Annotated in this window: 17 protein-coding genes and 1 pseudogene; 6 read left to right on the plus strand and 12 right to left on the minus strand. The window is 54.8% G+C overall.

Going from position 1 to position 13,559, the window contains the following annotated elements; genetic code table 11:
- The first annotated feature begins 1 nt into the window (after window position 1).
- Window positions 2-733, plus strand: a complete 732-nt coding sequence (locus tag KP708_RS14615) for a dihydrofolate reductase family protein (RefSeq protein WP_215751317.1) — start codon at window positions 2-4, stop codon at window positions 731-733.
- 49 nt (window positions 734-782) lie between these two features.
- Here KP708_RS14615 and KP708_RS14620 read toward each other — a convergent pair whose 3' ends face one another.
- Window positions 783-1,109, minus strand: a complete 327-nt coding sequence (locus tag KP708_RS14620; protein WP_215751318.1) for a carboxymuconolactone decarboxylase family protein — start codon at window positions 1,107-1,109, stop codon at window positions 783-785.
- Between the two features lie 128 nt (window positions 1,110-1,237).
- Here KP708_RS14620 and KP708_RS14625 point away from each other — a divergent pair, with 128 nt between their 5' ends.
- On the plus strand, window positions 1,238-2,131 hold the full coding sequence (locus KP708_RS14625) for a LysR family transcriptional regulator (protein WP_215751319.1): 894 nt from the start codon (window positions 1,238-1,240) through the stop codon (window positions 2,129-2,131).
- A gap of 53 nt (window positions 2,132-2,184) precedes the next feature.
- Here KP708_RS14625 and KP708_RS14630 read toward each other — a convergent pair whose 3' ends face one another.
- Genes KP708_RS14630 through KP708_RS14645 form a run of 4 tightly spaced genes read right to left on the minus strand, consistent with a single transcriptional unit; the run spans window position 2,185 to window position 5,442 of the window.
- Window positions 2,185-3,246 carry an NAD(P)-dependent alcohol dehydrogenase gene (locus tag KP708_RS14630; RefSeq protein WP_215751320.1) on the minus strand — a complete coding sequence of 354 codons (1,062 nt, stop codon included), beginning with the start codon at window positions 3,244-3,246 and terminating at the stop codon, window positions 2,185-2,187.
- Between the two features lie 34 nt (window positions 3,247-3,280).
- Complete coding sequence (locus tag KP708_RS14635; protein WP_215751321.1) at window positions 3,281-4,279, minus strand: aldo/keto reductase; 999 nt, start codon at window positions 4,277-4,279, stop codon at window positions 3,281-3,283.
- Window positions 4,280-4,327: 48 nt separating this feature from the next.
- Entirely contained in the window at window positions 4,328-4,654 is a 327-nt protein-coding gene (locus tag KP708_RS14640; RefSeq protein WP_215751322.1) for a carboxymuconolactone decarboxylase family protein, read from the minus strand.
- Window positions 4,655-4,680: 26 nt separating this feature from the next.
- Window positions 4,681-5,442, minus strand: coding sequence for a glucose 1-dehydrogenase (locus KP708_RS14645; protein ID WP_215751323.1), 762 nt, complete (start codon window positions 5,440-5,442; stop codon window positions 4,681-4,683).
- A 516-nt stretch (window positions 5,443-5,958) separates the two neighbouring features.
- Between KP708_RS14645 and KP708_RS14650 the strand changes: the two genes are divergently transcribed.
- Genes KP708_RS14650 through KP708_RS14660 form a run of 3 tightly spaced genes read left to right on the plus strand, consistent with a single transcriptional unit; the run spans window position 5,959 to window position 8,499 of the window.
- Complete coding sequence (locus KP708_RS14650) at window positions 5,959-6,954, plus strand: glutathione S-transferase family protein (RefSeq protein WP_215751324.1); 996 nt, start codon at window positions 5,959-5,961, stop codon at window positions 6,952-6,954.
- Entirely contained in the window at window positions 6,903-7,574 is a 672-nt protein-coding gene (locus KP708_RS14655) for an alpha/beta hydrolase (protein ID WP_252347582.1), read from the plus strand. Before KP708_RS14650 ends, KP708_RS14655 begins: the two co-directional genes overlap by 52 nt.
- 10 nt (window positions 7,575-7,584) lie before the next feature.
- On the plus strand, window positions 7,585-8,499 hold the full coding sequence (locus tag KP708_RS14660) for a LysR family transcriptional regulator (RefSeq protein WP_371822794.1): 915 nt from the start codon (window positions 7,585-7,587) through the stop codon (window positions 8,497-8,499).
- A 7-nt stretch (window positions 8,500-8,506) separates the two neighbouring features.
- On the opposite strand, the gene KP708_RS14665 is transcribed toward KP708_RS14660, so the two are convergent.
- The 7 genes from KP708_RS14665 to KP708_RS14695 all read right to left on the minus strand — a co-directional run bounded on the left by KP708_RS14665 (window position 8,507) and on the right by KP708_RS14695 (window position 12,731).
- The gene (locus tag KP708_RS14665; RefSeq protein WP_371822795.1) at window positions 8,507-9,187 is read right to left on the minus strand and encodes a flavin reductase family protein; all 681 of its coding nucleotides are present in this window, start codon (window positions 9,185-9,187) and stop codon (window positions 8,507-8,509) included.
- Window positions 9,188-9,489: 302 nt separating this feature from the next.
- Complete coding sequence (locus KP708_RS14670) at window positions 9,490-9,942, minus strand: hypothetical protein (protein ID WP_215751327.1); 453 nt, start codon at window positions 9,940-9,942, stop codon at window positions 9,490-9,492.
- Complete coding sequence (locus KP708_RS14675) at window positions 9,939-10,037, minus strand: VOC family protein (RefSeq protein ID WP_215751328.1); 99 nt, start codon at window positions 10,035-10,037, stop codon at window positions 9,939-9,941. The genes KP708_RS14670 and KP708_RS14675 overlap by 4 nt, the downstream gene beginning before the upstream one ends.
- Before the next feature lie 39 nt (window positions 10,038-10,076).
- Window positions 10,077-10,646: a YceI family protein gene (locus KP708_RS14680; RefSeq protein ID WP_215751329.1), complete on the minus strand. Its 570-nt coding sequence runs from the start codon at window positions 10,644-10,646 to the stop codon at window positions 10,077-10,079.
- Window positions 10,647-10,650: 4 nt separating this feature from the next.
- On the minus strand, window positions 10,651-11,265 hold the full coding sequence (locus KP708_RS14685; RefSeq protein ID WP_215751330.1) for a cytochrome b: 615 nt from the start codon (window positions 11,263-11,265) through the stop codon (window positions 10,651-10,653).
- 4 nt (window positions 11,266-11,269) lie between these two features.
- Window positions 11,270-11,884: a YceI family protein gene (locus KP708_RS14690; RefSeq protein ID WP_215751331.1), complete on the minus strand. Its 615-nt coding sequence runs from the start codon at window positions 11,882-11,884 to the stop codon at window positions 11,270-11,272.
- Window positions 11,885-12,182: 298 nt separating this feature from the next.
- The gene (locus KP708_RS14695) at window positions 12,183-12,731 is read right to left on the minus strand and encodes a molybdopterin cofactor-binding domain-containing protein (RefSeq protein ID WP_305798412.1); all 549 of its coding nucleotides are present in this window, start codon (window positions 12,729-12,731) and stop codon (window positions 12,183-12,185) included.
- Between the two features lie 558 nt (window positions 12,732-13,289).
- On the opposite strand from KP708_RS14695, the pseudogene KP708_RS14700 reads away from it, so the two are divergent.
- Window positions 13,290-13,559: pseudogene (locus KP708_RS14700) on the plus strand (efflux transporter periplasmic adaptor subunit); the annotation flags it as partial.

Raw genomic sequence — 13,559 nt, forward strand, 5'->3', positions numbered from 1 at the left:
CATGCGCCCGCATATTATTTGTCATATGATCAGTTCCATTGACGGACGGATCCTGACCGATCGTTGGACACAGCCTGTTGATGGCAAAGCACGCGATGATCTCGTCAATCGCTACTATGACATCGAGAAGACATTCAAAGCGGATGCCTGGCTTGTCGGCCGTCAGACCATGCAACAATATTTTGTCCATGCAGGAGAACCAGATGCCTCAGGGCGCAGGGAATTGCCCCGTCGCGCCCATGTCTCTGAAGCGGCAAAACGCAGAACCGGACGTCTGGCCGTTGTGGTCGATCCAAAAGGAAAGCTGCGCTACGAAAGTGACAACGCTGACGGTGACCCGATTATCACGATCCTTTCCGAACAGGTGGCGGATACCTATCTCTACGAGCTTCAAGCGACAGGCATTTCCTATCTCTTTGCTGGGGGAGAGGGAAAAGATCTGGGGCATGCAATGAACAGCCTCAGGGGCGACTTCGGCGTAGAAACCCTGCTGGTAGAAGGAGGGGGAAGGATCAATGGAGCTTTTCTCAAGGCTGGCCTTATTGATGATATCAGCCTGATGATCTATCCCGGCATCGATGGATTGTCGGGTGGGACATGTGTCTTCGAATATGAAGGCGAAAAAGATGAAGAGCCCGCTATCGGCCAGTCTTTGCGCCTGACAGCATCAGAAACGCTTGAAGACGGGATCATTTGGGCACGCTACGAGGTGGAACGGAACCACCAGCCGTAATCCGGACGGGCATATGTGACGCAATACTTGTTTGGCGAGCGCAAGAGTTTCACGAGGGCAGGTTTTCAAGTACCTTGCGGAGCCGGGCTATGGAACTCGAAGCAGATGGCCAGCCTGCATAGAAGGCCAGATGCGTGATCGTGCTGCTGAGTTCCTCGCGGGTCACACCATGGTCCAGCGCGATCTTCAAATGGGCTTCCAAAGCGTCCAGCCGGTACATCGACACAAGCGCTGAGACGGTGATGAGGCTTTTATCACGCAGCGAGAGGCCTGGCCGTTCCCAGACATCATCGAACAGGACCCTGTCCGTATAATCCGCAAGGCCGGGGGCAATGTCACCGTAGTAGCGCTGTCCGATCGTGGATTTTCCAGTCATGGAAGGGTACCTTTTCTGAGGCTTGACTGCTGATAGGGGAGGGGGCTTCTCCCTTCGAAATACAAGCATGTATCTTTGTGCCGAATAATTGGCTACTGCTCGATTGAAGCTATATTGGGAGTTCATGAATGCGGCGCGAAGAACTGGTCGATCTCAACGCCTTTCTCATCGTGGCGGAAGAGCAGAGCTTCACCAGGGCTGCAGCGCGGCTGGGGACCTCTCAATCCACCCTGAGTTATACGATCCGTCGGCTGGAAACGCGGCTTGGCGTCAGGCTTCTGACCCGCACGACGCGGCGTGTGTCCCCAACAGAAGCGGGAGAACGCCTCCTGCGGACCCTTGCGCCTGCCCTTGACAGTATCGCAGGTGAAATCGAACAGCTTGGTCAGTTCCGAGATCGGCCCGCGGGCACAATTCGTATCACCACCTCCGAACATGCCGCCAACCGGCTGCTGTGGCCAGTTCTGGAAAAACTGCTTCCCGATTATCCTGATGTCCATGTCGAACTGGCTCTTCAGTCAGGCCTGACAGATATTGTCGCCGAGCGTTTTGACGCTGGTGTACGGCTCGGAGAGTCGATTGCGAAGGACATGGTCGCTGTAAGGATCGGTCCCGACATGCGGATGGCTGTTGTCGGGGCGCCATCCTTTTTTGCGGGGAAAGAAAAGCCCAAAACACCACAGGATCTGGCGCACTACCAATGCATCAACCTGCGTCTGGAGACATCAGGCGGCATTTACGCTTGGGAGTTAGAGAAGGGAAAGCGGGAACTGCATGTCAGGGTTGAAGGCCAACTGGTCTTCAACAATGTCCCCATGATCCTGCGGGCGGCTGTGGCGGGTTTTGGCCTGGCCTGTGTCCTGGAAGATCAGGTGACGGGTCATCTTGCTGACGGGCGGCTGGTCCGGGTGCTGGAAGACTGGTGTCCGCCATTCTCCGGCTATCATCTCTATTATCCCAGCCGCCGACAGTCCTCCGCTGCTTTCAGGTTGCTGGTCGATGCGTTGCGCTATCGCCAGTAATGGATTTTTGACAGATGCCCCATCCGCTCTAAGAGGGGGATGGGGCATCTGTCTTACGCGGCTGTCGTGTCTGGCGTGAGTGTCGCCATGTCGATCACGAACCGATAATGAACGTCTGAGCGCTCCAGTCGGTCGAAAGCCTCGTTGATCTGGTCCATGCGGATCATTTCACAGTCAGGCAGGATGTTTTTGCGGCCACAGAAATCAAGCATTTCCTGCGTCTGGGCAATGCCTCCGATGGGTGAACCCGCAATACGACGACGACCCATGATCATGGGAACGGTGCTGGGTTCATTCAGTGGCCCAACCTGACCGACGAGCACCAGTGTGCCATCAACATCCAGCAGAGGCATATAAGGGTTGAGGTCATGCTTGACCGGGACGGTATCGATGATGAGATCGAAGCTGGAAGCCGCTTTGGCCATGGCTGTTTCGTCGGTCGATACCAGAAGCCGGTCCGCACCTAGAGCCAAGGCATCTTTCTCTTTGGCATTTGAGCGGCTGAGGACCGTGACATCTGCTCCCATGCCAGAGGCGAGTTTGACAGCCATATGTCCGAGGCCACCAAGCCCGATAACTGCTACGCGACTGCCCGGTCCTGCGTTCCAGGTGCGTAAAGGGGAGTAGGTGGTGATGCCAGCGCAGAGGAGGGGAGCTGCACGGGAGAGATCCAGTGTTTCCGGAACTTTCAGGGCGAATTCTTCCCGCACAACGAGGTGTTTGGAATAGCCGCCGTAGGTGCGCTCGCCCGTAATACGATCCTTGTCGTTGTAGGTCTGCGTATTGCCCTCACGGCAGAGTTGCTCCTCGCCTTTGCGGCACTGATCGCAGGTCTGGCAACTGTCGACCATGCAGCCGACGGCTACAGCGTCGCCCACTTTATAACGTGTGACGGCTTTTCCTGTCGCTGTCACACGGCCGACAATTTCGTGACCGGGGACCATGGGATACTGCGACCATTTCCAGTCATTTCGCGCCTGATGCAGGTCTGAATGACAGACACCGCAATACAGGATGTCTATGGCAATGTCATTGTCTCGCAAATCACGTCGTTCGAAACTGAACGGTGCGAGAGGGGCTTCACATGAGGTTGCTGCAAAACCATAGGTTTTCATCAGTGTTCTCCGTTCTCTTCGGGATTTTTCAGATTCAGGCGACAACGCGTCCTTCGACCGGGTAGCCCGGATCGGTATAACCGGGAGTGGATGCATGCCCCGGATGGACCAGATCATTGATGAATGCCTCATCTTCCGCTGTCAGCGTAACGTTCAGGGCATCCATGTAACTGTCCCAGTGTGCTTCAGTGCGAGGGCCTGCAATGGCTGCGCTGATGAGGCGGTTTCTCAAGACCCAGGCGAGGGCAAAGGTGATTGAGGAAATACCCTTTTCCTTGGCACGTTCGGCCACTTTCTGAGCGACAATTAGAGATTCAGCACGTAGTTCAGTCTGCTGAATACGGGCATCGCCACGGCCCGCCCGGGAGTCTTTTGGCAGGTTGTCGAGAGAGGCGTATTTTCCTGTCAGGACGCCGCGGGCCAGAGGGCTGTAGGGGACGACCCCAAGTCCGTACTGACCGGCTGCTGGCAATTGCTCGACTTCAGCAGAACGGTCCACCAGATTGTAGAGTGGCTGACTGACCGTAGGACGCTGAATGCCGAGATGGTCTGCCAGTCTGACAACTTCGGCGATCCGCCAGCCATGGAAGTTGGAGACACCATAATAACGGATCTTACCCTGACGGATCAGGTCCCCAATGGCCCGCAGCCCCTCCTCCAGTGTCACGCCGGGAAGGGCACGATGGAAATAGAGGATATCAACATAATCCGTGCCAAGGCGCTTGAGGCTGCCTTCAAGCGTTTGCATGATCCATTTACGGGATTGTCCCTGCTGGTTGGCACCGCTGCCGTAGCCAAATTTGGTGGCAATGACCCATGCATCCCGGTTGCCTTTTACGCTGCTTCCAACCACCTCTTCGGATTTTCCAGCATTATAGACATCGGCAGTATCCAGAAAATTGATGCCCTGTGCCGCAGCTTTGTCGATGATCCGCTTTGCCGTCTGGGCATCGGTGTCACCACCGAACATCATGGCCCCAAGGCAAAGAGGAGAAACTTTAAGCGCGCTCTGTCCGAGATAACGGTAGTCCATGGGGATCTCCTTGCTCTGCATCGTCTTGAAGGAAGTTTTTAAGAGTGCTCAGGATTTGGTTTCGTCGAATACACCGCGCGCGATCGTCAAAGCGGTGGAGGCCGTTGGCCAGCCTGAATAAAAGGCCAGATGCGTGATGACCTCGATGATTTCTTCACGGGTTACGCCGTTTTCGAGAGCTTTGCGGATATGGAAGCCGAGCTCGTTGGTTCTGTAGAGCGAAATCAGGCTGGAAACCGTTACCAGGCTGCGGTCGCGCGGGGAAAGTTCGAGGCGCTCCCATACGTCCCCGAAGAGAACCTTGTCGGAATATTCGGCCAAGGCCGGAGCAATATCGCCAAATGCCTTGCGTGCGGCTGAAGGGGGCTCAGACATGGAGGATCTCCTGTTAACAGAGTAGGTTACTGGGCAGAATATCCGCCATCGACCGAGAGAGCATGGCCGAGTACCAGGCTGGCTTCTGAACTACAGAGCCAGAGCACAGCCGCAGCGATTTCTTCAGGTTTACCCAGGCGACCAATGGGCTGGGCTTTGACGAGTTCGGCCTTGACGGTCGCGTCCCCCCCTGTGAGCCAGTCCAGCATGGGTGTCTCAATCACACCGGGACATACTGCATTGATGCGTACTCCCTTAGTCGCGCATTCGAGAGCCGCAGATTTCGTCAGGCCAATAATGCCGTGCTTGGACGCGATATAAGCAGGCAGTCCCGCAACACCGTTCAGGCCACCAATGGAGGAAGCGTTGACGATTGCGCCGCTCCCCTGAGAAAGCATCTGCTTTAGTTCATGCTTCATGCAGTACCAGGTGCCACGCAGGTTGATCGACATAACGCGGTCCCATTCTGCGTCAGGCAGATCTGCGGTATCGTGGTGCTGGCTGATAACCCCGGCATTGTTGAAGGCGCAGTCCAGACGTCCAAAAGCTTCGACCGTCCGAGCCATCATGGTTTCAACATCTGCTTCCGAGGCAATATCACATTTGACGGCAAGAGCTTTGGCTCCTTCCTCGGTTAATGCCTTGGCTGCCGTCGCAACGCTTTCTTCATTGATGTCAGCAAGGACAACGCTGGCGCCGGCTCGGGCAAACGCCTGGGCGGTGGCTAGTCCCATCCCGGCACCGGCACCTGTTACCAACGCAACTTTACCGTGGAATTTTCCGCTCATGAAACTGCCTTTTTGGTGATCTGCATGTTTGTGACAGACGATAGGGCAGGGGAGGTCTATTGATTAGGACGTGTAGAGCGCATGAGGCTATATCGGCTGTTCATAAATGGAATGGGGAATTTATAGAGAGATTTTTAGAAAATATAATCGAATTTATAATAAATATTTTTATCTTGTATCTGAATAAAATATTATACTTCACGTCTACGATTATTTAATAAATTACTTTCTGTAAGAGGCGTGTTCCGTCCTGGTTTGTGTTTTTTAGCCGAAAGATGGAAATCGCCTAGCGATTTCCTAAACTTTTCTCATACCAGCGTACTGCGTCATCAAACATGACCAAGTTCGCTCTGGAGATTCGTTCCAAGAAGGAAGAAGTGCTCTGCGATTTGGTCCTCTAATTGTCTCTGACTGGAAAGATTAGAAAACAAGAATGGGCGTACACATCTGGAACAAGGTCGTATTGTTGATCATTTTCCAGAAGCTCATCGCACATTGCAGGAATGGAAACTTTTAATGCTGGTCAATGGGAAATGGAGTGAGAATTGGCAGCCTGTTCAGGCCAAGGACGCGAAAGGCGGCTTTGTCAGGCAGACCTCATCTTTTCGCAATTGGATTACCCCCGACGGAAGACCCGGACCCACGGGAGAAGGCGGCTTTGCAGCAGCAAAAGGACGGTATCACCTTTATGTCGCCTTGATCTGCCCCTGGGCCTCGCGCACGCTCATCGCCCGTAGCCTGAAAGGGCTGGAGGATGTCGTATCGGTATCGGTTGTCGAACCCTCTCTTACGGATCAGGGCTGGCGTTTCGGGCTTTATCCTGGAGCAGATTTCGATACACTCAATGGTGCGACATGGGTGTATGAACTCTATACGCGTGCCAATCCGCATTATACGGGCCGTGCAACGGTTCCCATCCTTTGGGACAAAGAAAAACAGACAATCGTGAACAACGAGTCTGCCGATATCGTGAGAATGTTCAATTCCGGTTTTGGTACTTTGGCGTACTCACATTACGATCTCTATCCCGAAACGCTCCGCGGCGATATCGACGCCCTGAATGACGTGCTGTACGCGCGCCTCAACAATGGTGTCTATCGCGCAGGGTTTGCGACAACCCAGCAAGCCTATGATGAAGCATTCGCGGATGTTTTCGGCATGCTGGACACCTTGGAAGAGCGTCTGTCCAGTGGCGCCTCATGGCTGGTCGGAGAGCAGTTGACGGAAAGTGACATTCGGTTGTTTGTGACACTCGTCCGCTTTGATGCCGCTTATCATGGGCTGTTCAAATGCAACCTTCGTCGCATAGCGGATTATCCGAACCTGACCCGCCATCTGGAACGGATGCTGACTGTCAAAGGCGTGGCGGAAACCGTGAATCTCGACCATATCAAGCGCGGCTATTACTCCATCAAGACCCTCAACCCTAATGGTATTGTGCCGCTTGGTCCGGATCTGGCATGGGCCGCACATCTACCCGTGGCAAGCCGTTCATCGGGGGCGCAAACATGAAAGCGGGTCTGGTCATTTTCCTGCATGGGGTGGGGAGCCAGGGCGCTGTTTTCGCGCCATTGCTGGCACAATGGCGCACAGATCTCCCCCTCGTCGCATTTGCATCCCCTGATGCCCCATTTCCGTTTGATTGCGCCTCGAGTGGTCGACAATGGTTCAGCATCAAGGGCGTGACGGAAAGCAACCGGGCCGAGCGCATCGTCGCAACTCGCCAGGCTTTTGACGAAACACTCCATGCCTGCATCTCTGAGGCAGGTTTTGAGAACCGGCTGGACCGGGTGGTTCTTGTCGGTTTTTCTCAAGGATCCATCATGGCGCTGGATGCCGTCGTCTCCGGCCGGTGGCCTGTCGCGGGTGTCGTTGCCTTCTCAGGCCGTCTGGCTTCACCTGCGCCTTATACTCCCGCGCAGCAGACACCCATCCTGCTGGTCCATGGGGATGCCGATCCCATCATGCCGGTGCAGGAAGCGCCAAAAGCCGCAGAGATCCTGAGCACCCTTGGCATGACCGTCATATGTGACATTCTGCCGGGCGTCGGCCATGCTCTTACATCTGCCGGAGCGGCTCGGGCTCTGGACTTTGTGCGGATATCCCTGCTTCCAGGGACGCCACGGCCCTAAGGACTGTACTGTGGATCGCCTGACCCTTGACCGCCTGTTTGTTGCCGTTCTGGAGACAGGAAGTTTCGTTGCGGCATCCGGGCGAATGGGGGTCAGCAGCGGGCAGGCTTCCAAGATGCTGTCCCGTCTTGAAGCCGATCTGGGCGTACAACTGATCAAGCGCACGACCCGCGCCCTCTCTCCGACGGAGATCGGGCAGGTCTACTATGAACGCATCAAGATCCTGCTCGAGGAGCGGGATGCGCTGGATGCGTCCATCCGCCAGACTTCCGGCGCCCCATCAGGCCGACTGCGGATCACGGCGCCAATGTCGTTCGGGGCTGTCCAGCTAGTGCCTGCTCTGCTGGCATTTGCGGAACATTACCCCGGTATCAGTCTTGATGTCAGCTTTTCGGACCGACTGGCTGATCTGGTGGAAGACGGCTTCGATATCGCCGTGCGTATTGGCCGTCTGCCAGACAGTAGCCTGATTGTTCGAAGACTGTGCGACGCCCGGATTGTCACCGTCACCTCACCTGACTATATCGCGACCCACGGCACGCCGCAGCGCCCTGAAGATCTGTCGCAACAGACCTGCATCATTGATACCAATTTCCGCACGCCCAATACTTGGACATTCCGCGATGCCGTATCAGGGCAGGCAATTCAGGTTCCCGTCAACGGACGCCTTGCCTTTTCCAACGGAGAAGCCTGCCTGACCGCTGCTGAACGCGGTCTTGGCATTGCATGCCTACCCAGTTTCATCGCAGGCTCCAAAATGCGGGAAGGAAAACTCCTTCCCCTGCTAAGAAACTTTGAACCACCGGCCCTGGGCATCCATGCTCTCTACCCACCCGCGCGACACCTTGCTGCAAAAGTGCGCGCCCTGTCCGACTTCCTGTCGGACCATTTCAAGGGGCAGCCAGAATGGGACGAAGGCTGGTAAGAACCTTTCAGGGTTTGGGCGGCAGAACGGGCAGACCGATCCCTTCGGCCAGAGCCGCCTCAGAGGAGGATGGCCGCCGCAGATCGAACATGGATCCTTCGGTCACTTCTGAATACCACCCGGGCCCGCCTGCCCTCAGAACGGGACGCGCCGCCGCAGTGTCATAAATCCCGTCGCGCACAGGAGAGCGATCTATATGGATCTCCACCACTTCACCCAACGTCAGCCAGGTTTCCAGACAGTCCCCGGACGAGGCTTCAAGCTGCACGACTTGTGTGACACGGCACTCGAACTGCACCGGACTGGCAGCAACCCGTGGTGGTCGAACATGGCAGGACGGAGTTTTCTCCAGTCGCGCTACCTCGAATTCATCAATCTCTTGTTCAAAAGCCGCTGAAGACAGGTTCATCCGATCAACCAGAGATTGTGTCACCAGATTCCAGACAAATTCTCCAGTCTTTTTCGCATTCCGAACCGTATCTTTCCAGCCGATCGAGGAAAACCCGATAATCGGCGGGGTATAGTTGAACGCATTGAAAAAGCTGTAAGGTGCCAGATTGGAAGCCCCTTGCTCATCAACCGTTGCAATCCAGCCGATCGGCCTGGGCGCAATGATGGCATTGAAGGGATCATGCAGAAGACCGTGTCCGTCTTCAGGTCGATAGGTGTAGAAGTGGTCGTCTGACACGTGCATCCCCTTATCTGGATCAGTTGCCCTGGTCTGCGGCAGGCTTCAGAGTGCCGTTCGGGTTCGTAGTCTGATTGATGTTCCCCAAGGATCTTCAATCGTCACATCCGCCGTAGACGGATTTTGAACAGAACGCTCTATCAGTCCTTTCGGCACAGACCGGGTTTCCGAAAGTGCCACTTCTGCCAGCCCTGTCGAGGGGAAACCGCGCTGTCCGGCGCCGCGGCTATTCCAGATATTGGTGGCGATATGGTGATGATAGCCATCCGCCGCATAGAACGTGCCTCCCGGATACCGGCAGGTTATGTCGAGCCCGAGTTCCCAGGCATAGAAATCCTCTGCAGGTTCAATAGCGCCAACCTGAAGATGGACATGCCCGACACGCGTCCCATCCGGTGCACCTTCCCAACGTGCACCCTGCGCCTGTTAGGCGGCCGGGAATATCGAGGGGGGCTACCCATACGAACCCTACCATCCTTCCAGACCCATGTGGACGCAGGACGATCGGCATAGATTTCGACACCCTTCCCCTCCGGATCAGAAAGATAAAGGGCTTCGCTGACATCATGATCCGATGCGCCAGCAACGGGGAGTGTCTGTTCAATCGCGTAATTGATCCAGCGTGCCAATTCCGGGCGGGATGGAAGCAGGAACGCCGTATGAAACAGACCTGCTTCCCGGAAAGAGCGATGTCGTGCGTGTTTGTCCTGTCGCAGTTCGAGGAGGGTGTTATCCCCCACGCCGAGGTGCATCATCTCTCGTCATGTGCCAGAACGTCAAGGCCGACAACCTTCTGATAGAAGGCCGCGACCTTCTCAGCGTCGTTCACCGTCAGTGCAATATGGTCCACGGTAAAACCCGCGGAAGAAACTGGAGGCTCTTGAATGTTTCAGGGCTTTCGCTGCGCCGTGATGTCCAGATCAACGCTCACGTCCAGAGCGACCCATTGCCCGGTTGCCCATGCTCCCTGCCCAACTCCGAACGAGGAGCGAACAATATCCAGATGCCCTTTGGCATGCGCCGTCGCGCCATTGATATCAAGCGTGAAAGGCAGGATGACTGATTTGCTGATCCCACGAATGGTCAGTGTTCCAACGGCATCATAAGCATTACCACCCTGGGCGCGAAAGCTCTGCGCATCAAACACTGCTGATGGAAACTGGGCAACATTGAACCAGTCCTGCCCTGGCAGGGCGCCATCACGCTGACGATCTCCCGTGGTGGCGCTCGACAGGGCAATTGTCACATGCGCACGGCCTGCTTCGGGATGTTCTGGATCGAAGGAAATGGTGCCATCGAATGATCCGAAATGACCCGTGAACGGTTGACCTGTCTGCTTACCTGAGAACGACAGCATACTATGCGTCGGATCGAGTACCCAGTCTGCAGCCATGGCAGACAGCGGGAGAGAAAAGCCTGCCGCAAGTGTCAGGGCCGCGATCGTTTTCGTGAATACCATTGTATCAATTCTCCAACCGTTTGTGACGTGACGGTCTAACCGGCCAAGGCCGCATGCGAACGGGTATGGAATCTCGCAGAATGAACGCATGGCGCAAAACGGCTGCGACATGCAGAGTGATCAGCCCAGCCAGTGTCCATGCGGCCCAATGGTGAACGCCCTTCAGAACGGCTTCAACTGGGTTTTTGTTCTGAAGCGTTGCCAGAATAGGAAGGTCCGGCCAGGGCACCGTGCCGAACAGAACAGTTGGAATCCCCATCACGGAGGCCGAAACCATGGCCCACCCACTAAGCGGCAGAAGAATCTGCAATCCGTACAGGGCCAGATGAGCCATATAGGCCATCCGGCGTTCCCCGACCGGTATGCTGTCCGGAAGGGCCGGCGCCGCATGGGTCAGACGCCATCCCACCCGTAAGCAGACCAGCAACAAAACGGTGATCCCGATGGACTTGTGCAATTGATAGAGCTGGAACATGCGCATCGGGTCGAGGGAAACGTGATCCATGATCAGCCCCATGCCGATCAGGGTCAGAATCCCGATGGCGAGCAGCCAGTGAAGGGCAATGGCCACCACCCCATATCGCAATGCCTTTTCAGGGCGCACCGGGACAGTTTTCATGTGATCAGTTCTGCTTTTCGAAAGCGCCGGCGATGCGCAGTGTCACGTCATCACCAACATGCGGGATATACATCTTCACGCCGAAATCGCTGCGCTTGATCGTAGCCGTGGCTTCAAAACCTGTTGTGTAATTCTTGTCCATCGGGTTGATGCCCGCACCAACAAAATGCACCTTCAGTGTTTCCGGCTTCGTAACGCCATGCAAGGTCAGATTACCCGTCACGATGGCATCATCCTTGCCAGTGCGCTTGACCTCGGTGGAAACGAACGTGGCGTTCGGAAACTTTGCCGCATCGAACCACTGGTCACTCTTGAGTTCTTCCGTCAGCTTGTTGCTGGTCGTCTGCACGGATGCGACCGGAATCGTTACGGAAAGCTTGGAAGCAGCTGGCGTCTTGGAATTCAGCTCCAGCGTGCCGGAAACATTGGAGAAAAGCCCGTTATAATAAGTAAATCCGAAGTGTAGCAGGGAGAACCCCACCTGCGTATGACCCGGTTCTATGGCATAGGTGCCGGACTGAACCTGAGCTGGGCTCGTAACCGTCTGGGCAGACGCGACGACCGGGAGAGCTGCGATTGAGGCGGCCAGAAGAGCAGCATGTGGCAGTGAAAAACGCATGGTATGATCCTTCCAGAAAGTCGAAACGACCACGTTGCAAGGTGCAGGGTCGTGAACTGGAAGTATTCTGTCTCCAGAGTGTCTTCTCATCTACGGGTAAGGCGGAAGATCATTCCATCCAAAATGGAAGTAATCATAACAGAGTCACACGCATATGACGGATAAGAAGACATACCAACGCTTCAAACGACAGGCTGATTTGTTCTTGTGTTAGAGAGTAAAGGGCACTTCGGAAAGAGACATCAATCTGTATGAACCACTCGTGGTTGGCCAGGTTRTGTAACTTTTACGGAAGTGTTCAAGACATCCGGGGAAGATGAGCCAGATGCTTGTCTAACGTGATGGGGTAATCACGGACACGGACCCCTGTTGCATTATACACAGCATTGGCAATCGCTGCTGCCACGCCACAAAGCCCCAATTCCCCGACCCCTTTTGCTTTCATCGGAGAGGACAGGGGATCTACTTCATCAAGGAAAATCACGTCCTGATGAGGGATATCAGCATGTACGGGGACTTCGTAACCCGCCAGATCGTGATTGACGAAGAAGCCACGTCGGGTATCGACTGCCAGTTCTTCCATGAGGGCTGCGCCAGCGCCCATGGTCATGGCACCGATGACCTGGTTTCGGGCGGTTTTGGGGTTTAGAATGCGGCCTGCGGAGCAGACGGCCAGCATCCGGCGGATACGGACTTCGCCGGTAAATCCATTGACACCGACTTCGACGAAATGGCTCGCAAAGGTGGACTGCTGGTATCGTTTGTCTACGTCCGCATATTCAATGGTGTCCTCGGCAACCAGTTCACTCTCATGTGCAGCCTGTCCAAGAGGGAAAACATGCGGCATATACGCCCGCAGCCGAATTGTTGGCCCCCCACTGGCCTCCGGATCCTGCCGATAAGGAAAAATCGCATGAGCTTATAGATTTTACTTATTAATAATTCTTAATTTTCCAATTATAGTGATCTATTTATCATGATGTATACTAAAATAAATTTAGTTTATAAATAACTCGATAATTTTCTGGTATTCTAATTGCCGGGTTACCGGATTGTCTGGATCAAAGGCAGGCGATTACTGTTGATGCAGAGGGGTACTTTCTAACGATCAACCTAACCCATCTGCACATATCATTTCATTGACATCTGCCGTAATGGCTTAATATGTGCTTGGAATAAGTTGTCTATCATTCATATTGTTTTTTCATAAGACTATGCTGTTTTTATGATCTAATAGACATTTTTGTCCTTGGCTATGTTGCGCAGTCAAACTGAGAATTCTCAAGCCTTCAGAGCGATTTCGGACATAATGCCTCATCGAAGATACGCGCCTCCAGCGCCTCATAACCCTTGCACCTGCAAAAGAGACTATTTTCGTTCCGTAAGCGGGTTTATTACTTTTTGCATGGTGCCGCTCGCCGTAGCGGGCTGTCAGAAGAAAGCTGCCGCTCCGCAATTGCCGCCACAGCCTGTTGGCGTCATGACGCTGCAAACCCAGCCGGTTACGCTGGAGACGTCTCTTCCCGGCCGAACGGATGCCTATGAACAGGCGCAGATCCGGCCGCAGGTGAATGGTGTGATTGTCKCGCGTGACTTTGAGCAGGGTGCGGACGTCAAAAAAGGGCAGCAGCTGTTCCAGGTKTATATTGCGCCGTATCAGGCTGCTTATGACCAG

The sequence above is a fragment of the Gluconobacter sp. P5H9_a genome, from assembly GCF_018812085.1.
Classification (GTDB): domain Bacteria; phylum Pseudomonadota; class Alphaproteobacteria; order Acetobacterales; family Acetobacteraceae; genus Gluconobacter.

Coding starts and splice junctions, on each gene's coding strand:
- KP708_RS14615 (WP_215751317.1), top strand. CDS start 2: ATGCGCCCGCATATTATTTGTCATATGATCAGTTCCATTGACGGACGG.
- KP708_RS14620 (WP_215751318.1), bottom strand. CDS start 1,109: ATGACTGGAAAATCCACGATCGGACAGCGCTACTACGGTGACATTGCC.
- KP708_RS14625 (WP_215751319.1), top strand. CDS start 1,238: ATGCGGCGCGAAGAACTGGTCGATCTCAACGCCTTTCTCATCGTGGCG.
- KP708_RS14630 (WP_215751320.1), bottom strand. CDS start 3,246: ATGAAAACCTATGGTTTTGCAGCAACCTCATGTGAAGCCCCTCTCGCA.
- KP708_RS14635 (WP_215751321.1), bottom strand. CDS start 4,279: ATGGACTACCGTTATCTCGGACAGAGCGCGCTTAAAGTTTCTCCTCTT.
- KP708_RS14640 (WP_215751322.1), bottom strand. CDS start 4,654: ATGTCTGAGCCCCCTTCAGCCGCACGCAAGGCATTTGGCGATATTGCT.
- KP708_RS14645 (WP_215751323.1), bottom strand. CDS start 5,442: ATGAGCGGAAAATTCCACGGTAAAGTTGCGTTGGTAACAGGTGCCGGT.
- KP708_RS14650 (WP_215751324.1), top strand. CDS start 5,959: ATGCTGGTCAATGGGAAATGGAGTGAGAATTGGCAGCCTGTTCAGGCC.
- KP708_RS14655 (WP_252347582.1), top strand. CDS start 6,903: ATGGGCCGCACATCTACCCGTGGCAAGCCGTTCATCGGGGGCGCAAAC.
- KP708_RS14670 (WP_215751327.1), bottom strand. CDS start 9,942: ATGATGCACCTCGGCGTGGGGGATAACACCCTCCTCGAACTGCGACAG.
- KP708_RS14680 (WP_215751329.1), bottom strand. CDS start 10,646: ATGGTATTCACGAAAACGATCGCGGCCCTGACACTTGCGGCAGGCTTT.
- KP708_RS14685 (WP_215751330.1), bottom strand. CDS start 11,265: ATGAAAACTGTCCCGGTGCGCCCTGAAAAGGCATTGCGATATGGGGTG.
- KP708_RS14690 (WP_215751331.1), bottom strand. CDS start 11,884: ATGCGTTTTTCACTGCCACATGCTGCTCTTCTGGCCGCCTCAATCGCA.
- KP708_RS14695 (WP_305798412.1), bottom strand. CDS start 12,731: ATGCCGCATGTTTTCCCTCTTGGACAGGCTGCACATGAGAGTGAACTG.